The organism is Microbacterium sp. HSID17254 (assembly GCF_003989315.1).
Classification (GTDB): domain Bacteria; phylum Actinomycetota; class Actinomycetes; order Actinomycetales; family Microbacteriaceae; genus Microbacterium.
The window spans coordinates 1-22,217 of record NZ_RBLT01000043.1 but is presented as its reverse complement, the minus strand read 5'-3'; the positions used below and the strand labels follow the sequence as shown (position 1 = coordinate 22,217).

22 protein-coding genes are annotated in these 22,217 nt (G+C 72.4%); 12 read left to right on the top strand and 10 right to left on the bottom strand.

What is annotated here, in order from left to right; translation table 11 throughout:
• The 3 genes from D8M34_RS15940 to rocD form a co-directional block, all read left to right on the top strand.
• On the top strand, window positions 1–594 hold a 594-nt coding region (locus D8M34_RS15940; protein WP_148113064.1), incomplete at its 5' end, for an NAD(P)-dependent alcohol dehydrogenase.
• A 163-nt stretch (window positions 595–757) separates the two neighbouring features.
• Window positions 758–1,636 (top strand): dimethylargininase, encoded by an 879-nt coding sequence (gene ddaH / locus D8M34_RS15935; protein WP_126894479.1) that lies wholly within the window; start codon window positions 758–760, stop codon window positions 1,634–1,636.
• Between the two features lie 2 nt (window positions 1,637–1,638).
• Window positions 1,639–2,943: an ornithine--oxo-acid transaminase gene (gene rocD, locus D8M34_RS15930; RefSeq protein WP_374459257.1), complete on the top strand. Its 1,305-nt coding sequence runs from the start codon at window positions 1,639–1,641 to the stop codon at window positions 2,941–2,943.
• Window positions 2,944–3,033: 90 nt separating this feature from the next.
• Here the strand turns inward: rocD and D8M34_RS15925 are convergent, their stop codons facing one another.
• From D8M34_RS15925 to D8M34_RS15915, 3 genes are read right to left on the bottom strand one after another with little or no spacing between them, the layout of a single operon-like run.
• Complete coding sequence (locus D8M34_RS15925) at window positions 3,034–3,318, bottom strand: hypothetical protein (protein WP_025105431.1); 285 nt, start codon at window positions 3,316–3,318, stop codon at window positions 3,034–3,036.
• Between the two features lie 60 nt (window positions 3,319–3,378).
• Window positions 3,379–4,710, bottom strand: a complete 1,332-nt coding sequence (locus D8M34_RS15920; protein WP_126894477.1) for an MFS transporter — start codon at window positions 4,708–4,710, stop codon at window positions 3,379–3,381.
• 5 nt (window positions 4,711–4,715) lie between these two features.
• Complete coding sequence (locus D8M34_RS15915; protein ID WP_025105433.1) at window positions 4,716–5,156, bottom strand: MarR family winged helix-turn-helix transcriptional regulator; 441 nt, start codon at window positions 5,154–5,156, stop codon at window positions 4,716–4,718.
• A 71-nt stretch (window positions 5,157–5,227) separates the two neighbouring features.
• On the opposite strand from D8M34_RS15915, the gene D8M34_RS15910 reads away from it, so the two are divergent.
• The 5 genes from D8M34_RS15910 to D8M34_RS15890 all read left to right on the top strand — a co-directional run bounded on the left by D8M34_RS15910 (window position 5,228) and on the right by D8M34_RS15890 (window position 10,551).
• Window positions 5,228–5,986, top strand: a complete 759-nt coding sequence (locus D8M34_RS15910) for a copper homeostasis protein CutC (RefSeq protein ID WP_126894476.1) — start codon at window positions 5,228–5,230, stop codon at window positions 5,984–5,986.
• Between the two features lie 9 nt (window positions 5,987–5,995).
• Window positions 5,996–6,850, top strand: coding sequence for an alpha/beta fold hydrolase (locus tag D8M34_RS15905; protein ID WP_126894475.1), 855 nt, complete (start codon window positions 5,996–5,998; stop codon window positions 6,848–6,850).
• 858 nt (window positions 6,851–7,708) lie between these two features.
• On the top strand, window positions 7,709–8,446 hold the full coding sequence (locus D8M34_RS15900) for a DUF1684 domain-containing protein (RefSeq protein ID WP_062765531.1): 738 nt from the start codon (window positions 7,709–7,711) through the stop codon (window positions 8,444–8,446).
• A 33-nt stretch (window positions 8,447–8,479) separates the two neighbouring features.
• Window positions 8,480–9,529 (top strand): lipoate--protein ligase family protein, encoded by a 1,050-nt coding sequence (locus tag D8M34_RS15895; RefSeq protein ID WP_025105437.1) that lies wholly within the window; start codon window positions 8,480–8,482, stop codon window positions 9,527–9,529.
• Window positions 9,530–9,633: 104 nt separating this feature from the next.
• Complete coding sequence (locus D8M34_RS15890) at window positions 9,634–10,551, top strand: DNA-methyltransferase (RefSeq protein ID WP_126894474.1); 918 nt, start codon at window positions 9,634–9,636, stop codon at window positions 10,549–10,551.
• Between the two features lie 23 nt (window positions 10,552–10,574).
• On the opposite strand, the gene D8M34_RS15885 is transcribed toward D8M34_RS15890, so the two are convergent.
• Genes D8M34_RS15885 through D8M34_RS15875 form a run of 3 tightly spaced genes read right to left on the bottom strand, consistent with a single transcriptional unit; the run spans window position 10,575 to window position 12,819 of the window.
• On the bottom strand, window positions 10,575–10,925 hold the full coding sequence (locus tag D8M34_RS15885) for a cupin domain-containing protein (protein WP_126894473.1): 351 nt from the start codon (window positions 10,923–10,925) through the stop codon (window positions 10,575–10,577).
• Window positions 10,922–12,325, bottom strand: coding sequence for an NAD(P)/FAD-dependent oxidoreductase (locus tag D8M34_RS15880; protein ID WP_085605929.1), 1,404 nt, complete (start codon window positions 12,323–12,325; stop codon window positions 10,922–10,924). Before D8M34_RS15880 ends, D8M34_RS15885 begins: the two co-directional genes overlap by 4 nt.
• Window positions 12,326–12,351: 26 nt before the next feature.
• The gene (locus tag D8M34_RS15875; RefSeq protein WP_025105441.1) at window positions 12,352–12,819 is read right to left on the bottom strand and encodes an Lrp/AsnC family transcriptional regulator; all 468 of its coding nucleotides are present in this window, start codon (window positions 12,817–12,819) and stop codon (window positions 12,352–12,354) included.
• A 99-nt stretch (window positions 12,820–12,918) separates the two neighbouring features.
• Between D8M34_RS15875 and D8M34_RS15870 the strand changes: the two genes are divergently transcribed.
• On the top strand, window positions 12,919–14,367 hold the full coding sequence (locus D8M34_RS15870) for a gamma-aminobutyraldehyde dehydrogenase (RefSeq protein ID WP_238695683.1): 1,449 nt from the start codon (window positions 12,919–12,921) through the stop codon (window positions 14,365–14,367).
• Window positions 14,368–14,380: 13 nt separating this feature from the next.
• Here D8M34_RS15870 and D8M34_RS15865 read toward each other — a convergent pair whose 3' ends face one another.
• Entirely contained in the window at window positions 14,381–14,908 is a 528-nt protein-coding gene (locus tag D8M34_RS15865; RefSeq protein ID WP_025105443.1) for a GNAT family N-acetyltransferase, read from the bottom strand.
• Between the two features lie 246 nt (window positions 14,909–15,154).
• Between D8M34_RS15865 and D8M34_RS15860 the strand changes: the two genes are divergently transcribed.
• Genes D8M34_RS15860 through D8M34_RS15850 form a run of 3 tightly spaced genes read left to right on the top strand, consistent with a single transcriptional unit; the run spans window position 15,155 to window position 18,572 of the window.
• Window positions 15,155–16,300, top strand: a complete 1,146-nt coding sequence (locus tag D8M34_RS15860; RefSeq protein ID WP_126894472.1) for an ROK family transcriptional regulator — start codon at window positions 15,155–15,157, stop codon at window positions 16,298–16,300.
• Between the two features lie 23 nt (window positions 16,301–16,323).
• On the top strand, window positions 16,324–17,250 hold the full coding sequence (locus D8M34_RS15855) for a polysaccharide deacetylase family protein (RefSeq protein WP_126894471.1): 927 nt from the start codon (window positions 16,324–16,326) through the stop codon (window positions 17,248–17,250).
• A complete protein-coding gene (locus tag D8M34_RS15850) occupies window positions 17,247–18,572 on the top strand; it encodes an MFS transporter (protein ID WP_126894470.1) in 1,326 nt (441 codons plus the stop codon). Before D8M34_RS15855 ends, D8M34_RS15850 begins: the two co-directional genes overlap by 4 nt.
• A 2-nt stretch (window positions 18,573–18,574) precedes the next feature.
• Here the strand turns inward: D8M34_RS15850 and galE are convergent, their stop codons facing one another.
• The 3 genes from galE to galT are packed head-to-tail and all read right to left on the bottom strand — an operon-like array spanning window position 18,575 to window position 22,213.
• Window positions 18,575–19,552 (bottom strand): UDP-glucose 4-epimerase GalE, encoded by a 978-nt coding sequence (gene galE / locus D8M34_RS15845; protein ID WP_126894469.1) that lies wholly within the window; start codon window positions 19,550–19,552, stop codon window positions 18,575–18,577.
• Window positions 19,553–19,598: 46 nt separating this feature from the next.
• Window positions 19,599–20,783: a galactokinase gene (galK, locus tag D8M34_RS15840; RefSeq protein ID WP_126894468.1), complete on the bottom strand. Its 1,185-nt coding sequence runs from the start codon at window positions 20,781–20,783 to the stop codon at window positions 19,599–19,601.
• Window positions 20,780–22,213 carry a galactose-1-phosphate uridylyltransferase gene (galT, locus tag D8M34_RS19585; RefSeq protein WP_238695684.1) on the bottom strand — a complete coding sequence of 478 codons (1,434 nt, stop codon included), beginning with the start codon at window positions 22,211–22,213 and terminating at the stop codon, window positions 20,780–20,782. The genes galK and galT overlap by 4 nt, the downstream gene beginning before the upstream one ends.
• Window positions 22,214–22,217: the final 4 nt, after the last annotated feature.

Below are 22,217 nucleotides of genomic sequence, written 5' to 3'. Positions count from 1 at the left end.
GGTGGCACCGCGTGGCAGGCGCTCGACGCCGCCGGGGTGGGGCTGCGGCACCGCGCGCAGCGGGTCCTCGTGATCGGGGCGTCCGGCGGCGTGGGGACCTTCGCCGTGCAGCTCGCGGCGCTCCGCGGGGCCGAGGTCTGGGCGACGTGCCGTCCCCGGAACGCCCTGCTGCTGGAGCGCCTCGGAGCCGTGCGCACGCTCGACCACCGCACGTCTCCGCTCACGCACCTGCCCTCCTCCCGGTTCGACGCCGTCATCGACATCGCGGGAGGGGTGCCGATCCGCGAGCTCCAGCGCCTGGTCCGTCCGGGTGGCCGCGTGGTGCTCGTGACCGGCGACGGCGGACGGGTGCTCGGCCCCGTGCCGCGGATGATCCGCGCCGCCGTGCTCTCGCTCCGCGGACCCCGAGTGGTGTCGCTCACGGCGACCTCGCGCCCGGAGGTCCTCACGAAGCTGCTCGAGCTCGTCGAGGAGGGGCAGCTGGTTCCGGTGATCGAGCGCACGTACCCGTTCGACGAGGCGGTGTCCGCGCTCGCGCACATCGAGGCCGGGCACACGGTCGGCAAGGTCGTGGTGACGCAGCGCGAGGGCTGAGGGCGACACGGGACGGATGCTGGTGGCGCCCAGGGTCCGGTGGCACAATGGTCACCGGCGTGCCCGAGTCGCATCTTCCCCTCCGCCTCGTCCGAGCAGGGGGTCGAAGGACCGCCGGGCCCCTGGACAGCGTCCGCCGCGCCCGTTCACACGAGGAGCATCCATGTCGACGCCGGAGACCGCCGTCACCACCGCCCCCACGCGCACCGCGCACCGCCGCCACTACCTGATGTGCCGTCCCGAGCACTTCACGGTGAACTACTCCATCAATCCGTGGATGGAGCCGTCGCGGCCGACCGACACCGCCAACGCGGTCGCCCAGTGGCAGAAGCTCTATGACCTGTACGTCGAGCTCGGCCACGAGGTCGAGCTCATCGATCCGCTCCCCGGCTACCCGGACATGGTCTACACGGCCAACGGCGGCTTCCTCATCGATGGCCGCGCCTATGTGCCGGAGTTCCGGTTCGTCGAGCGCCAGGGCGAGGCTCCGGCCTTCGCCGACTGGTTCCGCGCCGCGGGTTACGACACGGTCATGCCGAAGGAGGTCAACGAGGGCGAGGGCGACTTCCTGCTCGTCGGCGATGTGATCCTCGCGGGCACGGGCTTTCGCTCCACCGGTGACAGCCACCGCGAGGTCGGCGAGGTCTTCGGCCGCGAGGTCGTGTCGCTGAACCTCACCGACCCCCGCTTCTACCACCTCGACACCGCGATCGCAGTGCTCGACCCCGTGCAGGGCGTGGGGAACGGCGGCCCCGAGCGGGCGAACATCGCCTACCTCCCCGGAGCCTTCGACGACGCCAGCCGTGCCGAGCTGGAGAAGCGCTTCCCGGACGCGATCCTCGTGTCGGACGAGGACGGCGCGGTGTTCGGCCTGAACTCGTCGAGCGACGGCTACAACGTCATCATCTCGCCGCGGGCGAAGGGCTTCGAGCGGCAGCTCCGCGAGCGCGGCTACAACCCGATCACCGTCGACCTCTCCGAGCTCCTCCTCGGCGGCGGCGGCATCAAGTGCTGCACGCTCGAACTGCGGGGTGCGAAGTGACGATCGAGCAGGCGGCGGGCGCTTCGACGAGCTCAGCGACCCAGAGAACGAGCTCAGCGACCCAGGGGGCGGACGCAGCGAACCAGGGAACGGACGCTTCGACCCTTCGACAGGCTCAGGGACCCAGCGCGGTCGCGGAGCCGCACGTCGCGCACAACTACCACCCGCTGCCGGTGATGATCGCGCGCGGCGAGGGGGCGTGGGTCACCGATGTCGAGGGCAAGCGGTACCTCGACCTGCTCGCGGCGTACTCCGCGGTCAACTTCGGGCACCGGCACCCCGCTCTCGTCGCGGCCCTGACCGAGCAGCTCGGTCGGGTCACGCTCGTCAGCCGGGCGTTCCAGAGCGACATGCTGGAGCCCTTCGCCGCGGCGCTCGCCGAGCTCTGCGGCAAGGAGCTCGTGCTGCCGATGAACACGGGCGCGGAGGCGGTGGAGACCGGCATCAAGGTCGCCCGGGCCTGGGGCTACCGCGTGAAGGGCATCCCCGAGGGGAAAGCGCGGATCGTCGTGGCGAAGGGCAACTTCCACGGCCGCACGACGACGATCGTGAGCTTCAGCGACGACGAGACCGCGCACGACGACTTCGGTCCCTACACGCCGGGCTTCGACCGTGTGCCGTTCGGCGACGCGGAGGCGATCGCCGCGGCCATCACGGAGGACACGGCGGGCGTGCTCGTGGAGCCGATCCAGGGCGAGGCCGGGGTCGTGATCCCGCCGGAGGGGTACCTCCGCCGCATCCGCGAGATCTGCGACGAGAAGAACGTGCTGTTCATCGCCGACGAGATCCAGGCCGGGCTCGGTCGGGTCGGCGAGACGTTCGCGTGCGACCGTGAAGGCGTCGTTCCGGACCTGTACCTGCTGGGCAAGGCGCTCGGCGGCGGCATCCTGCCGGTCTCGGCCGTGGTGGGGAACACGGACGTGCTGGGGGTCATCCGTCCTGGTGAGCACGGCTCCACGTTCGGCGGCAACCCGCTCGCGGCGGCCGTCGGTCTCCGCGTGGTGGAGATGCTGCAGACGGGCGAGTTCCAGGAGCGTGCGCGGGCGCTCGGCGCGCACCTCGAGCAGTCACTGCAGCCGCTGATCGGCCACGGTGTCACGGGTGTGCGAATCGCCGGGCTGTGGGCGGGCGTCGACATCGATCCCGCCATCGGCACCGGCCGCGAGATCGCGGAGAAGCTGCTCGACCGCGGTGTGCTCGTGAAGGACACGCACGGGCAGACCATCCGCATCGCCCCGCCGCTCGTCATCCGGGCCACCGAGCTCGACTGGGCCGTCGAGCAGCTCAAGGTGGTACTCGACGCCTGACCCCGGCCGACCCACCCCCTTCTGCACGAGCCACCCCCTTGCGAACGTTCGCAAGGGGGTGGCTCGTCTCGAAAGGGGTGGGTCGACGGCTCAGGCCGGCGGGGAGTCCGGGTCGAGCGTGCGGAGGGTGTCCTCCTCGGCGGCGTTGTCGGCCGCGAGCTCGTCCTCGGTGTTCTCGTCGCCGCCCAGCGGCGCGTCGTGGCCCGGGCCGGAACTGCCCTGGATGGCGCCGCCGGTCGACTCGCCGCGAGAGCTGTCGCCCTGGATCGCGCCGCCGGTGCCGTCGCCCTGGCCGGAGTTCTCGTCAGGGACGTCGACGCCGGGAGCGCCTTCGGCCGGATCCTGCGGGTGCGGGGTGCTCATGTTCTCGTCCATGACCCGACGCTACGACCGTCGGGCCGCGATGAGGAAGGCGTTGACAAACGCCTTCACAGCTCACTCGCCGTCGCGGCGCGGCAGCCGGATGGGCGTGGTCGCCGCCGCCTTCTCCGTGTAGTCGACCGGCTCGACCGCCTGCACGACCCGCAGCGGCCGGGTCTCGTCGAGCGTCAGCCGGAAGCGGCTGCTCTCCTCACGGCGCAGACGCCCGGACGTGAGTACCCAGGTCACCCCGATCGCGCACGCGATGAAACCGGCGGTCCCGCCGAGCATGATGGCGGCGCGAGGACCGAACGCGTCGGCGACCCAGCCGGCGATCGGCGCCCCGATCGGAGTCGACCCCATGATGACGGCCATGTAGAGGGCGAGCACGCGGCCGCGCAGTGCCGGATCCGTCGTGATCTGCACGTAGCCGTTGGCCGTGGTCAGCAGCGTCACGATCATGAAGCCGGTGAACGTGAGCGTGACCGCATAGGAGAGGTAGGTCGGCATCGCGGCCGAGACGAAGGCCGCGATCCCGAAGCCGCCCGCCGCGAGGATCACCACGCGCACCCTCGCCCGGTCCCGACGCGCGGCGAGGAGGGCGCCGATCAGGGACCCGATCGCGAGCACCGAGCTCAGCACCCCGTACCCGTCGGCGCCGGCTCCGAACTCCAGCGCCATGGTCGAGGCGAAGATCGGGAAGTTCATGCCGAACGCGCCGATGAGGAACACCGTCACGAACACGACCTTGAGGTCGCTGCGCGCCCAGACGTACCGGAATCCCTCGGCGAGGCCGCCGCGGTTGCGGTTCTTGGGCCGCGGTGCGAGCAGGTGCGTGCGCATGAGCAGCAGCGCGACGATCATGGCGAGGAACGTCGCGGCGTTGACGATGAACACCCAACCGGAGCCGATCGCGACGATGAGCAGACCGCCGACCGCGGGGCCGATCATGCGGGCGAGGTTGAAGGAGGCGGAGTTGAGCGCCACGGCGTTGGAGGTCTCCGTGGCGGACACCATGTCCGACACGAAGGCCTGCCGCGCGGGGGCGTCGAAGGCGTTGACGATGCCGAATCCGAGGGCGAAGGTGAGCATCATCGGCAGGGTCATCACCCCGGCGAGCAGCAGGGAGCCCACGGCGATCGCGAGGGCGAGGAGTGCGGTCTGCGTGGTCAGGAGGATCTTCCGCCGGTCGAAGCGATCCGCGACCCAGCCGGTCAGGCTCACGAGCACCAGGGGAGGGCCGAACTGCAGCGCCATGGTGACGCCCATCGCGGTCGCGTCGTTGTCGGTGAGCTCGGTCAGCACGACCCAGTCCTGCGCGGTGGCCTGCATCCACCCGCCGACGTTCGACACGAGGGCTCCGGCGAACCAGATCCGGTAGTTGATGTTCGCGAAGGAACGGAACATGGCGTTCATCGCTCCACCGCCCTCCGCATCAGGGCGCTCGCTTCTCGCAGCGTCGCCAGCTCCTCCTCGGTGTAGTCGACCTCGCGGAGCATGTCGGCCAGCAGCACGTCGCGGCGGCGGATGGTCTCGACGACGATCTCGACCCCGGCGGGGGTGATGTCCACCTGCACGCGGCGGCGGTCGTCCTCGTCAGGGGTGCGGGCGACATAGCCCTGCTCCTCCAGGCCGTTCACGATGCTCGTCATCGAGGGGGCGGTCACGCGCTCGCGCTCGGCGAGGGTGGAGATCGTGCGCCGACCGTTCATGCGGAGGTCGGCGAGGACGGCGAGCTGGGTGTCGCTCATCATGTCGGCGGCACGGGCGCAGCGGAGCCGGCGGGCGAGCCGGAACGTGGCCATGCGGAGGTCTGTGGCGGTGAGGTGCAGGGAATCATCGGACGCAGACATACTTAGTTAGTCTATCTAATATTTCTGCCCCGGGGGCCGGGCGAGCCGAGGTCAGCGGGCACAATGGAGGGGTGACCCGAACGATCGCTCTCGAAATCGCCGTCCAGGATCCCGCCGGAGTGCGCATCGCCGCCGAGGTCGGCGCCGCTCGCGTCGAGCTCGCCACAGCCCTCGCGCTGGGTGGGCTCACCCCGTCGCCGGCCACTCTGGAGCTCGCGCTCGAAGCCGCAGGGGCGGACGGCCCCGAGGTGCACGTCCTCATCCGTCCGCGCGCCGGCGGCTTCCACTACAGCGCCGACGAGCTGGCCGTCGCCGAACGCGACGTGCGGCACGCGGTCGCGGCGGGGGCCGCGGGAGTGGTCCTCGGCGCGCTCGACGGCGAGGGGCGACTGGATCGCGACGCCATGGCCCGGCTGCGGGATGCGGCCGGGGGAGCTCCGGCGACCCTGCACCGCGCGATCGACGTGACCGCCGACCCGGTGGCGACCCTGCGGGCCGCGAGGGAGCTCGGGCTCCGGCGCGTGCTCACCTCCGGAGGGGCATCCGCGGCGATCGACGGCATCGACACCCTGCGCGCGCTCGTCGCCGCCGCCGAGGGGCAGATCGAGGTGATGGCCGGCAGTGGCGTCGACGTCGCGAGCGCTCCGGTGCTCGCCCGGGCAGGGGTGGACGCCCTCCACTTCTCCGCGAAGCGGGCCGTGACCGAGGACGGTGGCGTGCGCATGGGCTCCGCCTCCGACGGGGTCGGCGGCTACGAGGTGACGGATCGCGACATCGCCTTCGCCATCCGCGACGCCATCCGCGAGGCGCTCGCGGAGACCGACCGGTAAGGCAGGATCATGACCGAGACCCGCGAGTACACCGACAGCCACGGCATCGCCATCGTCTACGACGTCCACCCGGCGGAGGGGACGCCCCGCGGCGTCGTCCAGCTCCTGCACGGGGTGGGCGAGCACGCGGGACGGTACCCGGCGCTGATCGCCGCGCTCACCGGAGCCGGGTTCACCGTCTACGCCGACGACCACCGCGGGCACGGGCGCACCGGCATGCGTCAGCACGGCGACCCCGCCCAGCTCGGACGGCTCGGTCCCGGGGGTCTCCGGGCGGCCAAGGACGCGGTCTGGCAGCTGACCGGCATCATCCGCGACGAGAACCCCGACCTCCCGCTCGTGCTCCTCGGACACTCGTGGGGGTCGTTCCTCGCGCAGATGCTGGTGAACGAGCACGCGGAGGCCTTCGATGCGGTCATCCTGTCCGGCTCGGCGCTGCGCACGCCCCGCTCCCTGAACCCGGCGCCGCTGAACGCCGCGTGGGCCGCCGACGACGCGACCGGATACGAGTGGCTGAGCCGGGACCCCGCGGTGTGGAAGGCCTTCGAGGAGGATCCGCTCACGACGGGAGTGCCGCTGCTCAAGCTCTTCGGCCTGCTCGACGCGGCGCGGCTGTACGGGCGTCCGGCGAAGCACCTCGCGCGCGACATTCCGGTGCTGCTCCTCGTCGGCCGTGACGATCCGGTCGGCGGTCCCCGCAGCGTCCACAAGCTCGCCGACGCGTACCGCCGGCGCTCCGGGCTTACCGACGTCACGACCCTCGTCTACCCCGACGCCCGGCACGAGATCTTCCAGGAGCTCCAGCAGGACGAGGTGCGCGCCGACGTCCTCGCGTGGCTCGACGCCCACATCCCCGCCCGCTGACCCCCCCCCGCCGCCCCGGCCGGCCCGTTCCGTCCGGGATCACTTTCGCCCCTTCCGTCCGCCACGCGGGATCACTTTGGTGCCCGGAACACGTCCCAGAGGCGCGTTCTTGCGCTCGCGACAAGTGCGGGGCCTCGGCGCGCGTCGACGAGGCAGCGTCCGCGGCGACGTGTCGGGATCACATTCACGCCTCCGGCCATCCCGCGGGATCACTTTCGGGCCTGCGACGGGCTGCGGGAGGGCGTTTTCGAACACACGCGGTGAGTGGGTGCGTTGGCGCCCGGGCTCATCGTCGGGATCACGGGCGCCTCACCCCACTCCGGGACAACGTTCGTGCCTCCCTCTGGCCCTGTGCGGGATCACTTTCGGGCCTGGGGTGGGCGGCGGGAGAGCGTTTTCGAACACACGCGGTGAGCGCGTACGCCGGTGGCCGCGCCGCTGATCGGGGCGGTGGTGGTGAGTTCGGAGCGTACGCGTGGCCGAGGGCCGCGCGGTGGCGGGATCAGAAATGAGCTGGAGGACGGGATGGCGGGTGCGGTTTCGATCCCGAGGGAGGTGTGTGGCGGGCGTGTCCGGGTGCGGGATCAGGAACGGGCGCGGAGCGCGGTGCCAGGGGGCGGTTTTGATCCTGCGCGGGAGGGGGCGGTCGCGGCGGGCGGGTGGCGGGGTCAGAAACGGGCGGGGGAGGGGGTGGGGAGGGACGGGTGTGATCCCACACGCGGATGGAGGGACGGACGGAGGGGGAGTGTGACGCGGGATGACGCGGGGTGAAGGCGTGTGACGGACGGGGGTCACGGGCGACGGGGGCAGCCCTAGATTCGGGGCACATCCGCACGAGCGAGGGGAGGGCCCGCGGCGATGAGCTTCCTGACGGACTGGCACGAGTGGCATGCGGCGCGCGAGCGCTATGCGGGGTCGGAGTACGGGCCGTCCGCATTGGAGTCCACGAACTGGCTCATCACCGAACCCGCCGCGGTCGACGGCGTGCCCGGACTCTGGGCCCTCACCGGGGACGGCGGCATCCGCGGCAGTGAGCTGGGACCGTCGGGGTCGGTCGTCACCCTCCGCGGCACCCAGACCCTGCGCCTCGGGCGGCGCGAGCTGCGTGTGTTCGACCGCAACGGACTGCTGGCGCTCCGCGTCTGGAACCCCGCCCGTCCGCAGCGGGAGTGGTTCACCGCGATCGACGCCTACGCCCCCGACGAGCGATGGCGGATCCCGGCCACGTTCGAGCCCGCGCCGGACGAGCGGATCGTCGTCACGGCGGTCGACGGCGAGGAGCGCGAGACCCCGATCGCCGGACGCCTGCGGTTCGAGCTCGCCGGGGCCCCGCACGAGCTCACGGTCACCCGCAGCGGGAGCGGAGCGCTGAGTGCGGTCTTCGCCGACGGGACGAACGGGCTGGAGACGTACCGGTTCCGGTTCCTCCCCGTCGACGAGCCCGCCGCCGACGGGTCCGCCGTGATCGACTTCAACCGGGCGTACCTGCCGCCGTGCGCCTTCTCCGACCAGTTCATCTGCCCCCTGCCCACACCAGGCAACCGCTACTCCACGCCGATTAGGGCCGGGGAACGCGTCGTCGTGCTCGGCGGCTGACCACGGCGGCAGCGTGCGCCTTAAGCTGGATCCGTGCACGGTGAATACAAGGTTCCTGGGGGCAAGCTCGTCGTCGTCGACCTCGAGGTCGAGAACGACCGGATCGCGCGGTTCCGGCTCGCCGGGGACTTCTTCCTCGAACCGGACTCCGCGCTCGACGACATCAACGCCGCCGTCGAGGGCCTCCCCGCCGAGTCCGACGCCACGGCCATCGCCGCGGCCGTCCGCGGTGCCCTCCCCGAGGGGGCGCAGCTGCTCGGCTTCAGCCCCGAGGCCGTGGGCACCGCCGTGCGTCGCGCTCTGGTCACCGCGCCCGGGTGGCGCGACTTCGACTGGGAGATCGTCCACGAGAAGGCGGTCTCGCCGCGCATGAACCTCGCCCTCGACGAGGTGCTCACCTCCCGCGTCGGCGAGGGGCGTCGGCGTCCGACCCTGCGCATCTGGGAGTGGGACGAGTCGGCCGTCGTCATCGGGTCGTTCCAGTCGTACCGCAATGAGGTCGATCCCGAGGGCGCCGCGAAGCACGGCTTCGACGTCGTCCGCCGCATCTCCGGCGGCGGGGCGATGCTCATGGCGGCGGGACAGATCATCACCTACTCGCTGTACGTGCCGGCCTCGCTCGTGGCGGGCATGACCTTCGCCGACTCCTACGCGTTCCTCGACGACTGGGTGCTGCAGGCGCTCCGGTCGCTCGGCATCGACGCCGTCTACCAGCCGCTCAACGACATCGCGAGCCCGACCGGCAAGATCGGCGGCGCCGCGCAGAAGCGCCTCGCGAACGGAGGTGTGCTGCACCACGCCACCCTCTCCTACGACATCGACGGCCAGATGATGACCGAGGTGCTGCGGATCGGCCGCGAGAAGCTCAGCGACAAGGGGACGACCTCGGCAGCCAAGCGCGTCGACCCGCTGCGGAGCCAGACCGGACTGGAGCGTGCCGAGATCATCGAGCGCTTCAAGGACACGTTCCGCTCGCTCACCTCCGCCGAGGACGGCGGCATCACGCCGGACGAGTACGCCGATGCCCAGGCGCTGGTGGAGTCGAAGTTCTCGACCGACGCGTGGCTGCACCGGGTTCCGTGAGCCCTGCGACAGGCTCAGGCCCTTCGACAGGCTCAGGGACCCAGGGCCCTTCGACAGGCTCAGGGACCCAAGGGGGCGGCCCAGAGGCCCAGGTCCCGGGGCGGGTGTCGGTGATCGAGGGGGACAACCTCGCGGTTGCGGCGACCCTGCCGTCCGGATCCTTCACGCTCGTCTACCTCGACCCGCCGTTCAACACCGGGCGGGTGCGGGAGCGGCAGGTGGTCATCGCCCGCCGCACGTTCCCACCGCAGGAAGAGCCGGCGGATCCGGACGGGGGCAGCCCCGCATCGGCGGAGCCCGCGGCGGAGGGCCGGAGTCCTGAACGGGCGCCCGGCGAGCCCGAGGTGCGGCACGGCTTCCACGGGCACCGGTATGAGCGGGTGCGCGGCATGCTGCGCGCGTACGACGACAGCTTCGACGACTACGGCGCCTTCCTCATGCCGCGGCTGGAGGAGGCCTGGCGGCTGCTCGCGGACGACGGCACCCTGTATCTGCACCTGGATTACCGCGAGGCGCACTACGCGAAGGTCATGCTCGACGCGGTGTTCGGCCGGGACTGCTTCCTCAACGAGCTCATCTGGGCGTACGACTACGGCGCGAAGTCCCGGCGGCGGTGGCCCACCAAGCACGACACGATCCTGGTGTACGTGAAGAACCCGCGGACGTACGTGTTCAACTCCGACGACGTCGACCGGGAGCCGTACATGGCGCCGGGACTGGTGACCGCGGAGAAGGCCGCGCGCGGCAAGCTCCCGACGGACGTGTGGTGGCACACGATCGTCCCGACCACGGGGCGCGAGAAGACGGGGTATCCGACGCAGAAGCCCGAGGGCGTCCTGCGGCGCATCGTGACCGCGTCGAGCCGGCCCGGCGACCGGGTGCTCGACCTCTTCGCGGGCAGCGGCACGACCGGAGCCGTGGCCTCCGCACTCGGCCGGGACGCGGTGCTCGTCGACGACAACCCGGAGGCGGTGCGGGTCATGGCCGCGCGCATCCCGCACGCGGAGGTCCGCCGGGCCTGAGCGGGCCTGGTCGGCAGCGGCCGTCAGATCCCGATCGAGACCTTCCGCAGGGTCTCACTCACCGTCCAGACCGTCCGCATGCCGGTGGTGAGCCGCATCACGGACCCGGGGCCGAGCTCCACCGGAGGGAGCGCGGGCGCGGTGAACGTCACGGTCGCGCGACCGGAGAGCACGACGAACACCTCGTCCTCCTCGACGTCCACCGCGGTGCCCGGCGCCATCTCCCAGACGCCGATCTCGATCCCGCCTGCGTCGTCGAGCACCGTATATGCCGTGGTCGGCGCGCCGTCGCGGACGTCCTCGTCGGGCAGCGGGGTGTGCGTCAGCGCGAGGCATCCGGCGTCGACGACGGCCCCCGGGGCGAGGCCGGTCACGAGTCGAAGCCCATGCCGAGAGCGTCGAGCGTCTTCAGGAACAGGTTGCGGCGCCCCTCGTTGTGGTCGGCCCTGTCCATCGCGGCGCGGACGAGGTTGATCCCGACGGACGCGGCCGGCTCCGGCGGGAACGGGATCGGCTTCTCGCGCACCATCCGCAGCTGCGTGCGCTCGGTCTCCTCGCCGGCGAGTTTGTCGAGCATGACATCGGCGGCGAACCGGGCGGCGCCGACCCCGAGGCCGGTGAACCCTGTGGCGTAGGCGACCCGGCCGCCGCGGGCGGTGCCGAAGAACGCGCAGAACCGGCTCGACGAGTCGATCGCCCCGGCCCAGCGGTGCGTGAAGCGGAGGCCGGCGAGCTGCGGGAAGGTGGTGAAGAAGTGCGAGGCCAGCCGCCGGTGGCTCTCCATCCGATCCTCGTAGGCGGGGCGCACCTTGCCGCCGAAGTGGTAGACCGCGTCGTAGCCGCCGAACAGGATCCGGTCGTCCGCGGTGAGCCGGTAGTAGTGGAACTGGTTGGCGCTGTCGGCGAGCCCCTGGCGGTTCCGCCAGCCGATGGAGGCGAGCTGCTCGGCCGACAGCGGCTCCGTCATCAGCACGTAGTCGTACACGGGCACCGTCATGAGGCGGTTGCGCTTGAGGAGCGACGGGAACACGTTCGTCGCGAGCGCCACCGCGTCGGCGGTCACCCGGCCGTGCTCCGTGACGAGGGTCACCGGACCCGAGTCCGCGCCCTCGATCCGCCGGACGATGCTGTGCTCGTGGATCTCCACGCCGAGCTCGACGGCCACCCGCGCGAGCTCCAGCCCCAGCTTCGCCGGGTGTACGAGAGCGCAGCCGTCCCGGTCCCACGCGCCGGCGAGGAACGTGGGCGAGTGCACCTCCGCCTGCACCGCCTCCCGGTCGAGGAAGCCCTCCTCCTCGCGCAGCCACTCGACCTGATGCGGCTCGACGGCCACCGCGAGCTGGCCCGTCCGCTCGAACTCGGCATCCATGTCGTACCGCCGCACGGTCTCGGCGATGCCGTCGAGGTTCTCGTGGCCCAGCTCCTCCAGGCGGTCGATCTCCTCAGGCCAGCGGTTCACGCCGTTCTCGTGGCCGTGCGTGAGGCTGGACTCGCAGAAGCCGCCGTTGCGCCCGGACGCCGCCCAGGCCACGCGGGACGCCTCGAGGAGCACCACCCTCCGTTCCGGATCCCGCTCCTTCGCGCGCACGGCTGTCCAGAGTCCGGTGTAGCCGCCGCCGACGACCACGAGGTCCGTATGCACGGTGCCGCGGAGCGGCGGGTGCGCGGGACGCTCGACGTCGTCGAGCCAGAAGACCGACAGGGCCGTGTCGCGCAGGGCGTCGTCGATGACGGACTGCGGAGGACGCCGGCGTTCGAAGACCGTGGTGCCCATGTTCACTCCGATGCGAGGGGAGCGCGTCAGCGCGTTCCCCAGTTGTAGAGGTCTTTGTAGAGGCCGGCGTAGAGCAGGCTCTCCGTCTGGATGATGCCGGGGATGGTGCGGATGCGGGTGGCGATGAGGTCGAGCAAGTGGTCGTCGTCCTCGCACACCGCCTCGACGAGGATGTCGAACGTCCCGAGCGTGACGACGACGTACGCGAGCTCCGGGATCGCCGTGAGTTCCTCCGCGATCGCGCGGGGGTCGCCGGACACCCGGATCCCGATCATCGACATGCGGTGGAAGCCGAGCTGCAGCGGGTCGGTCACGGCGACGATCTGGATCAGGCCCGATTCGGTCAGTCGCTGCACCCGCTGGCGGGCGGCGGCCTCACTGAGCCCGACCTCGCGGGCGATCTCCGCATAGGGACGCCGACCGTCCTCCTGCAGCAGTTCGACGATGCGCTTCGAGATGTCGTCGAGGGCGGGGGGAGGCGTCTTCGGACTCATGTACCGATCGTGACATTCGTATGGGTGCTACGCAACTGAATCCGTCGATCTGTGGACGAAAAGCTACAGATTCCGCGTTCGGATGGCTACCATGGCGCTATGTCCTCACCGTCGACGATGACCGTGCCCCTGCAGAACTTCATCGGCGGCCGCGCCGTCACCGCAGCGGGGAGCGGGCGCCTGCCGCTCATCGATCCGGTGACGGAGGAAGCCTACGGCGAGATCCCGATCTCGGACCGTGCCGACGTGGATGCCGCGTACGCCGCGGCCGCGGAGGCGTTCCCGATCTGGCGGGACACGCCGCCGTCCGCGCGCCAGCTCGCCCTGTTCCGCATCGCCGAGGAGATGGCCACGCGGGCCGAGGAGTTCGCCGACCTCGAGTCGAAGGACACCGGCAAGCCCCGGGCGACGCTCGTCGCCGACGAGATCCTGCAGTCGGTGGACCAGCTGCGGTTCTTCGCCGGGGCCGCACGGAGCCTCGAGGGTCGAGCCGCCGCGGAGTACCTCCCCGGGCACACCTCCTTCGTGCGGCGGGAGCCGATCGGCGTGATCGGGCAGGTGACGCCGTGGAACTACCCCCTGAACATGGCGGTGTGGAAGATCGCTCCAGCGCTCGCCGCCGGGAACACCGTCGTGCTGAAGCCGGCGGAGTCCACGCCGCTCACCACGCTGCTGCTCGCGGAGATCGTCGCGCGACACACCCCCGCCGGCACCCTCAACATCGTTCTCGGCGACCGCGAGACCGGAGCAGCCCTCGTCGAGCATCCGACGCCGCAGATGGTGGCCATCACCGGCTCGGTGCGCGCGGGCATGGCCGTGGCCCGCTCGGCAGCCGACGACGTCAAGCGCGTGCACCTGGAGCTCGGCGGCAAGGCGCCCGCGATCGTCTTCCCTGACGCGTCGATCGAGAAGGCGGTCGAGGGCATCGTCACCGGGGCCTTCTTCAACGCGGGGCAGGACTGCACCGCGGCGACTCGGGTGCTCGTGCACGCGTCGGTGCACGACGAGCTCGTCGCCGCACTGGTGGAGCGGACCCGCACGCACGCGCGGACCGGGGCCCCGGACGACGAGGGCGTGCTGTACGGGCCGCTGAGCAGCGCGGCCCAGCTCGCGCAGGTACAGGGCTTCGTTGACCGGCTTCCCGCGCATGCGACGGTCGCGACCGGCGGGGCGCGGCAGGGCGACCGTGGCTACTTCTGGGAGGCGACCGTCGTGACCGGCGTGCAGCAGGACGACGAGGTCGTGCAGGGGGAGATCTTCGGACCGGTGCTGACCGTGCAGCCCTTCGACACCGAGGAGGAGGCGCTCGCGATGGCGAACGACGTGCCGTACGCGCTCGCCGCATCGGTGTGGACGCGGGATCATGCCCGCGCGATGCGCCTCTCCCGCGACCTGGACTTCGGGTGCGTCTGGATCAACACCCACATCCCGTTCGTGTCGGACATGCCGCACGGTGGTTTCAAGCACTCCGGATACGGGAAGGACCTGTCGCAGTACGGCTTCGACGACTACACCCGGATCAAGCACGTGATGAGCGCGCTGGACTGACGGCGGGACCGCTTCAGCGCGGGGCGAGGTGCTTGACGCGGCGGTGCTCGCGGAGCGTGAACTGCGGGCGCTGATCGATCTTCGTGGCTCCGTCGAGCTCCCACCCGTGCCGGGCGTAGAAGCCGTCGGCCCGGTCGTTGCCGTCGAGCACCCAGAGGTAGGCGCGGGTGTGGCCGGCGTCGATCATACGCTGCTCGGCGGCGTCGAGGAGGGCGTGCCCCGCCCCCGTCGACCACGCGGTCGGGTCGGCGTAGATGCCGTACAGCTCGGCGTCGTCCAGGCCGTCGGGGTCGCGGCCGGAGCCGAACGACGCCCAGCCGACGACGGTGCCGTCGCGCTCGGCCACCAGGGTCCCGAGGCTCGTGGGCAGCGGGTCGGCGAAGATGCGGCGCCACCCGTCGGCCCGCTCCGAGACGGACAACCCGTCCAGCACCTCCTGGTCGATGAGGCCCTCGTAGGCCGCCTGCCACGAGCGCACATGCACTCCGGCCACGGCCTCGGCATCGTCGGCGACGGCGTCTCGGATCACCAGGGGCGTCATCCCTCCACCCTATGCGGACCCCCCGACGTCCTTCCGTCCCCTCCCGTCCCTTCCTCCTCCGACACCCGGGCACACCTGCACGACCCGGGTACGTCTGCGGGACCGAAACCCGTGTTCCGTCGTGTGGCCGTGCCCGGGGCGTGCAGGTGACACAGCCGGAGAGGACGGGTCGACGGGTGCGACGCGATGTGGCAGGCTGGCGGGCACCGACTCCGCACGAGAATCGACCCCCCGAGGTTCCGCCGCATGTCACGACCCCTCGCAGGACCGCAGACCCTGCTCCGTACACTCAACGGCCGCGCGATCCTGGAGCGCCTCGCCCGGAGCGGACCGCAGACTCGGGCCGAGCTCATGGCGGCGACCGGCCTCTCCCGCACGGCCGTGACCCAGGTGCTGCGGATGCTCGACACCGCGGGAGCCGTCACCGCGGCCGGGGTCGACCGCGACACCCGCGGACCGGCGGCCGGCCGCGTCGCGCTGCACCCCGCCCTCGGCTTCGCGGCCGCCGTGCACGTGGACCATCACGCGGCCCACGTCGTCTTCGTCGACGCGACTGGCACCGTCAGAGCCGAGCGGCACGGAGCCTTCCCCGCGGGCGAAGACCGCGTCGCGCACATCGCCGCCCTCGTCGCGGCCTGCCGCCGGTCCGTGAAGGGCGCGCTCCACCTCGCCGTCGTCGGAGTGCCCGGGATCGTGGCCGCCGACGGCGCGATCCGCGACGACCAGGGGCCGGACGGCGGCGCATTCCGCGCGGCTCTCGCGGCCGCCCTCGACTGCCCGGTCCGCGTCGAGAACGACGTCAACCTCGCCGCCCTCGCCGAGTCGACCACCGGCGTCGGCATCGACCTCGCGAGCTTCGCGCTCCTGCTGCTCGACGACGACCTCGGCGCCGGCATCGTGATCGACGGGGCGCTGCACCGCGGGTTCTCCGGCGTGGCGGGCGAGGTCATGTACCTTCCGCAGACGCCGGTGCCCATCGGCGCCCCGGTCGCGGGCGCCACGGTGGTGCGCGACCTCGCCCTCGGCCTCGGACTGGATGTCGACGCGCCGTTCCTCGCCCACCTGGAGGCGGCGCGGCACGGCGACGAGGCGGCGCAGGCCCTCGTCGCAGAGATCGGACGGCGGCTCTTCCTCGCGGCGGGCAGCGTCGCCCTCGTGCTCGATCCCGAGGCCTTCATCCTCGGCGGGGAGGCGGTGCACCCGGCGCTCCTGGACGCGATCGAGCGGGTCGCGGACGAGTTCTCCGCGCAGCTGCCGCTCCGGTTCCTCGCCTCGGCGTTCGGTCCGGAGGCGCCGCTCGTCGGAGCCGTCGGGGAGGCGGCCTCCGCGCTCCGTGCCGACGTCTTCACCCGGATCCTCACCCCCGCCCGCGCAGCCGCCGCCGGCCGCTGACCGCCCGCCCGACAGGACACGCCATGACCGCCTCCTCCGCCCTCGCCGACCGACTCGGACTGCCGTCCGGTGCCAGGGCGGTCATCCTCAACGCCGACGACTTCGGGATGTGCCATGCCGCCAACGCCGCGATCTCCGGTCTCCTCGTGCGCGGCCGGATCGACTCGGCGACGGTGATGGTGCCCTGCGCGTGGTCCCCGGAAGCGCTCGCCTTCGCCGCCGCGCACCCGGACCTCGACGTGGGCGTGCACCTCGTGCTCACGAGCGAGTGGCGCCGGTACCGATGGCGCCCGCTCACCGGCGCCTCGACCCTGGTCGGTGCCGACGGCTTCTTCCCCGCCGACGTCGCGACGGTGGAGCAGCACGCCTCCGAAGAGGACGTCGCGGCCGAGATCGCCGCCCAGCTGCAGACCGCGCTCGATGCCGGCGTCGACGTGACCCACCTCGACAACCACATGGGATCCGTCTACGGGCTGCTGACCGGCCGGGACTTCCTGCGCGCCGTCTTCGAGCTCGCCGCCCGGCACGGCCTCCCCTTCCGCCTGCCCCGCGAGATGGAGGGGGCGGACGCCGATCCGATGCTGCAGGCGAAGCTCACCGAGGCCGCAGCGGTGGCCGATGCGTTCGGCGTGGAGATCGTCGACCGGCTGTGGACGCACCCGTTCGAGCTGCGCGGCGAGGGCACCGCCGACGAGGAGTCGTACGAGCAGGTCCGAGACGGCTTCCTCGCGGTGCTGCGCGCCGTCCCGCCCGGGGTCACCGAGATCTACCTGCATCCGATGGCCGACGGCGAGGAGCTGCGCGCGGCGGTGGACTTCGCGGCGGCCAAGCGCGGCTACGAGCTGCGGCTGCTCGACGACCCTCTCGTGCAGCAGACGATCGCCGAGGAGGGCCTGGTCCGCGTCGGCTGGCGCGCGCTGCGGGACCTGCAGCGCGGAGACGCCCGGTGACGGCGCTCGGCGAACGGCTGCGCGACCGCCGGCTCGACGCCGCTCCTACCCGCGCCCAGACCATCGCCTTCGGGGCCTCAGGGTTCCCGACGCAGCTGATGACGCAGACCTTCTCGGCATTCGTCGTGTACTTCTACGTCTCGCACCTCGCCGTCCCCGCGGGGTGGGTGGCGGCGGCGATGATCGCGCACGGCATCCTCAACGCGGCACTCAACCCGGTCGTCGGGGCGCTCTCCGACCGGATCCGCACGCCGTGGGGCCGCCGCATCCCGTGGATCGGGCTGGGCATCGTGCCGCTCGTCGTGGCCTTCGCCCTCGTCTGGATGCCGCCCGCGCTCCCGGCGGCCGGGCTCATCGTCTGGTTCCTCGTGGTCGTCGCGGTCTACGACATCGCCTTCGTCGTGGTGGTGCTGAACATCTCCGCGCTGTTCCCGGAGATCTTCCGGACCACGGAGGAGCGCGCCCGCGGGAACGTGCCGCGGCAGATCTTCGCGATCCTCGGCATGGTGCTCGGCACGGCCGGCGCCCCCGCGCTCTACGACGCGATCGGCTGGCCGGGGATGGCGCTCGTGCTGTCCGGCGTCTGTCTCGTGCTGCTCGCCTGGTCGTTCCTCGGCGGGATGATCGAGCGCCGGGTGCCGGAGGCCGCCTCCGAGGCGATGCGCTGGCGGGACCAGCTCGTCTACACGTTCCGCAACCGCGCCTTCGTGCCGTACGTGCTGGGCTCGCTCTGCGTGCAGACCTCGATCGCCGTGATCCTCGCCGCCGTCCCGTTCTACGTCCGCTACTCGCTGGGGGCGGCCGAGGGCGAGGGGAGCCTCCTTCTCGGCGCCATCTTCCTCACGGCGATCCCGTCGATCGTGCTGTGGAGCGCGGTGGTCCGGCGCACCTCCCCACGCACGGCGCTGCTGTGGAGCGTCGGGGTGTTCGGGGTCGCGGTGCTCGGCTACCTCATCCCGACGTCCGTGGGGGCGGCGGCTCTCGTCGGGATCGCGGTGGGGGTCGGCGTCGGCGGGCTGCTGCAGCTGCTCGAGGTCGTGCTCGCGCAGATCATCGACGACGACGCGCACCGCACGGGCCACCGCCGCGAGGGCGCCTACTTCGGCGTGAACGGCTTCGTCGTCCGCGGCTCCGTCGTCCTCCAGGCGATCGTCGCCGCGGCCGTGCTGACCGCGACCGGCTTCGACGCCGAGCTCGGCGACGCGCAGCCGGAGGCCGTCGACGGCGGCATCCGGCTCATGCTGGCGGTCATCCCGCTGGCGTTCACCGCCGTCGGGTGGCTGTGCTTCTGGCTCTACCCACTGCGCACGCGCGACGTCTGAGGTCAGCCGGCGGCGCGGCGGGCCTCCCAGCCCGTACGCACCATCTCGTCGACCGTGTAGCGCATGGTCCAGTCGAGGTCGCGGGCCGCGAGTTCGCCGGTCGCCACGATCCGATCCGGGTCGCCGGGGCGGCGCGGACCGATCTCCGGGGTGAAGTCGATGCCGGTGACGCGAGCGACCGCATCCATGATCTGCTTCACGCTGAGGCCGTCGCCGGAGCCGAGGTTGTACGCGGGCTCGATCGGAGCCCCCGAGGCCAGGCGCTGCGCTGCGGCGACGTGGGCGGCGGCGATGTCGCCGACATGCACGTAGTCGCGGACGTTGGTGCCGTCAGGGGTGTCGTAGTCGTCGCCGAAGATCTTGGGGGTGCGGCCCTCGATCAGCGCCTCGAAGACGATGGGGAAGAGGTTGTGCGGGCTGACGTCGTAGACCGTCGGGTCGGCCGAGCCCACGACGTTGAAGTACCGCAGCGAGGTGTGGCGCAGCGGGCGGTCGGAGTCGGCGGTGGCGATCGCCTGGTCACGGATCAGCCATTCGCCGATGAGCTTGGACTCGCCGTAGGGGCTCGCGGGCTTCTTGGCGGTGTCCTCGACGACGAGCGACACGTCCGGAGTGCCGAACACGGCCGCCGAAGAGGAGAAGACGATGTTCGCGACGCCCGCCGCCGCCATCGCCTCCAGGATGATCCGCGTGCCCTCGACGTTCTGGGCGTAGGTGTGCAACGGGCGCTGGACCGAGACGCCGGCGTACTTGTAGCCCGCCACGTGGATCACGCCCTCCGCCTCGTGCGTGCGCAGCGTCTCCTCGACGAGGGCGCGGTCGAGGATGCTGCCCTGCACGAACGGCACGCCCTCCGGCACGAAGGAGGCCAGACCGCTGGAGAGGTCGTCCAGCACGACGGGGGAGAGGCCGGCCTCCGCGAGGGCGCGGACGACGTGGGCACCGATGTAGCCGGCGCCGCCGGTGACGATCCAGGACATGCGTTCCTCTCCTGCCGCGGCGGTGGCGGCTCGACCCTTCATTGTGTCAGGCGTCGCGGCGCGGACCTGCGGACGGGCTGACCTCGAACAGGTGCGGGGCGACGAAGCCCTCGGCAGCGAACCGCCCCCGCACCGCGTCGGCGAGGTGGGGCACGGCGTCGCGGTCGACGAGGGCGATCGCTGCGCCCCCGAACCCGCCGCCGGTCATGCGCGCACCCACCGCGCCCGACGTGAGGGCGGTCTCCACGGCGGCGTCGAGCTCGGGCGTCGAGATCTCGAAATCGTCGCGCATGGACGCGTGGGAGGCGACGAGGAGGTCGCCGATGCCGCGCGCGCCCGCGGTGCGCAGGGTCGCGACGGTGTCCTGCACGCGCTGATTCTCCGTGACGATGTGCCGCACGCGGCGGAAGGTCACGTCGTCCATCAGGCTCTCGGCACGGGCGAGGTCGGCCACCGCGACGTCGCGCAGCGCCGGCACGCCGAGGATCGCGGCCCCGCGCTCGCACGCGGCGCGGCGCTCCCGGTAGCCGCCGGTGGAGTGCGCGTGCGTGACACGGGTGTCCATCACGAGCACCGCGAGTCCGGCATCGGCCATGCCCAGCGGCACGACCTCGGCGGCGAGGGAGCGGCAGTCGAGGAAGATCGCGGCGTCGGGCTCGCCGAGCATCGAGGCCATCTGGTCCATGATCCCGGTGGGCGCGCCCACGGCCTCGTTCTCCGCCGTCCGCCCGACGCGGGCGAGGGCCACGGCGTCGAGATCGGTGCCCCAGAGCTCGTTCAGTGCCGCGGCCGTCGCGCCCTCGATCGCGGCGGACGACGAGAGACCGGCACCGACCGGGACGTCGGAGGCGATCGCGATGTCCAGGCCGGAGACCGCGGTCATGCCGGCCGCTGCACGGAGCGCCCAGGCGACGCCCAGCGGGTAGGCGGCCCACTCCGGCACCGCGGGCTCCGTCCCGGGTGGGGTGGGGAAGAGGCGGTCCAGCTCGTCGAGGGCCACTTCCACCGGCTCGTCCGCGAAGGTCGAGGCGACGCGGAGCCGGCCGTCGGCGCGGCGACCGACCGCGGCGACCGTCCGCTGCGGGATGGCGAACGGGAGCACGAAGCCGTCGTTGTAGTCGGTGTGCTCGCCGATGAGGTTCACGCGTCCCGGCGCCGACCAGACGCCGTCCGGGGTGCGCCCGGCGAGGGCGGCGAAGAGCTCGGCGGCGGCGTCGTGTGCGGAGGTCATGCGGAGGCTTCCTGATCGGTGCGGGCGATCGCTTCGCGGAGTCGGGCGGCGCCCTGCTCGGGCGCGACCTCGGCGGCCCACGCCCACATCGCGGCCTCGGAACCTGCGAGGAACTTGAGCTTGTCGGCGGCGCGGCGCGGGCTCGTGAGCTGCAGGTGCAGGCGCACGGTGTCGCGGCCGACGTGGACCGGAGCCTGGTGCCAGGCGGCGATGTACGGCGTCGGGCTGTCATAGAGCGCGTCGACACCGCGGAGGAGGCGGAGGTAGAGCGGGGCGAGCTCGTCGCGCTCCTCCGCCGTGGTCTCGGCGAGGTCCGGCACGTGCCGATGCGGCATGAGGTGCACCTCGAGCGGCCACCGCGCCGCGAAGGGCACGAACGCCGTCCAGTGCTCGCCGCGGAATACCACCCGTTCGGACGCCTGCTCCTCGGCGAGGATGCGGGCGAAGAGGTCGGGCGCGGTGCGGTCGACCGCGTCCAGCACCCGGGCGGTGCGCGGGGTCACGTAGGGGTACGCGTAGATCTGGCCGTGCGGGTGGGGGAGCGTGACGCCGATCGCCTCGCCGCGGTTCTCGAACGGGAAGACCTGCTGGATGCCGGGGAGGGCGGACAGGGCGGCGGTGCGGTCGGCCCAGGCCTCGATCACGGTGCGGGCGCGGGTCACGGTCTGCGTCCCGAAGGAGCCGGAGTGCTCGGGGCTGAAGCACACGACCTCGCAGCGGCCGACCGCGGTACGGGTGCGCCCGAGTCCGAGGGCCGCGAGGTCGTCGAGGCCGCGCGGGGGGTTCGTCGCCCTGGGGGCGGTGCCGACCGGCTCGGCGAGGGCGGGGCCGAACGCGGGGGAGCGGTTCTCGAACACGGCCACGTCGTACCGGGACGGCGCGTCGGACGGCTTACCCGGCGCCTGCGGGGCGAGCGGGTCGGCGGCGGCCCCGAGTCCGAGGGCCGCGAGGTCGTCGAGGCCGCGCGGGGGGTTCGTCGCCCTGGGGGCGGTGCCGACCGGCTCGGCGAGGGCGGGGCCGAACGCGGGGGAGCGGTTCTCGAACACGGCCACGTCGTACCGGGACGGCGCGTCGGACGGCTTACCCGGCGCCTGCGGGGCGAGCGGGTCGGCGGCGGCCCCGAGTCCGAGGGCCGCGAGGTCGTCGAGGCCGCGCGGGGGGTTCGTCGCCCTGGGGGCGGTGCCGACCGGCTCGGCGAGGGCGGGGCCGAACGCGGGGGAGCGGTTCTCGAACACGGCCACGTCGTACCGGGACGGCGCGTCGGACGGCTTACCCGGCGCCTGCGGGGCGAGCGGGTCGGCGGCGGCCCCGAGTCCGAGGGCCGCGAGGTCGTCGAGGCCGCGCGGGGGGTTCGTCGCCCTGGGGGCGGTGCCGACCGGCTCGGCGAGGGCGGGGCCGAACGCGGGGGAGCGGTTCTCGAACACGGCCACGTCG

Excerpts from the sequence above, each read along its gene's own strand:
- ddaH (WP_126894479.1), top strand. The coding sequence starts at position 758 with ATGTCGACGCCGGAGACCGCCGTCACCACCGCCCCCACGCGCACCGCG.
- D8M34_RS15925 (WP_025105431.1), bottom strand. The coding sequence starts at position 3,318 with ATGGACGAGAACATGAGCACCCCGCACCCGCAGGATCCGGCCGAAGGC.
- D8M34_RS15920 (WP_126894477.1), bottom strand. The coding sequence starts at position 4,710 with ATGTTCCGTTCCTTCGCGAACATCAACTACCGGATCTGGTTCGCCGGA.
- D8M34_RS15915 (WP_025105433.1), bottom strand. The coding sequence starts at position 5,156 with ATGTCTGCGTCCGATGATTCCCTGCACCTCACCGCCACAGACCTCCGC.
- D8M34_RS15905 (WP_126894475.1), top strand. The coding sequence starts at position 5,996 with ATGACCGAGACCCGCGAGTACACCGACAGCCACGGCATCGCCATCGTC.
- D8M34_RS15900 (WP_062765531.1), top strand. The coding sequence starts at position 7,709 with ATGAGCTTCCTGACGGACTGGCACGAGTGGCATGCGGCGCGCGAGCGC.
- D8M34_RS15880 (WP_085605929.1), bottom strand. The coding sequence starts at position 12,325 with ATGGGCACCACGGTCTTCGAACGCCGGCGTCCTCCGCAGTCCGTCATC.
- D8M34_RS15875 (WP_025105441.1), bottom strand. The coding sequence starts at position 12,819 with ATGAGTCCGAAGACGCCTCCCCCCGCCCTCGACGACATCTCGAAGCGC.
- D8M34_RS15870 (WP_238695683.1), top strand. The coding sequence starts at position 12,919 with ATGTCCTCACCGTCGACGATGACCGTGCCCCTGCAGAACTTCATCGGC.
- D8M34_RS15865 (WP_025105443.1), bottom strand. The coding sequence starts at position 14,908 with ATGACGCCCCTGGTGATCCGAGACGCCGTCGCCGACGATGCCGAGGCC.
- D8M34_RS15860 (WP_126894472.1), top strand. The coding sequence starts at position 15,155 with ATGTCACGACCCCTCGCAGGACCGCAGACCCTGCTCCGTACACTCAAC.
- D8M34_RS15855 (WP_126894471.1), top strand. The coding sequence starts at position 16,324 with ATGACCGCCTCCTCCGCCCTCGCCGACCGACTCGGACTGCCGTCCGGT.
- galE (WP_126894469.1), bottom strand. The coding sequence starts at position 19,552 with ATGTCCTGGATCGTCACCGGCGGCGCCGGCTACATCGGTGCCCACGTC.
- galK (WP_126894468.1), bottom strand. The coding sequence starts at position 20,783 with ATGACCTCCGCACACGACGCCGCCGCCGAGCTCTTCGCCGCCCTCGCC.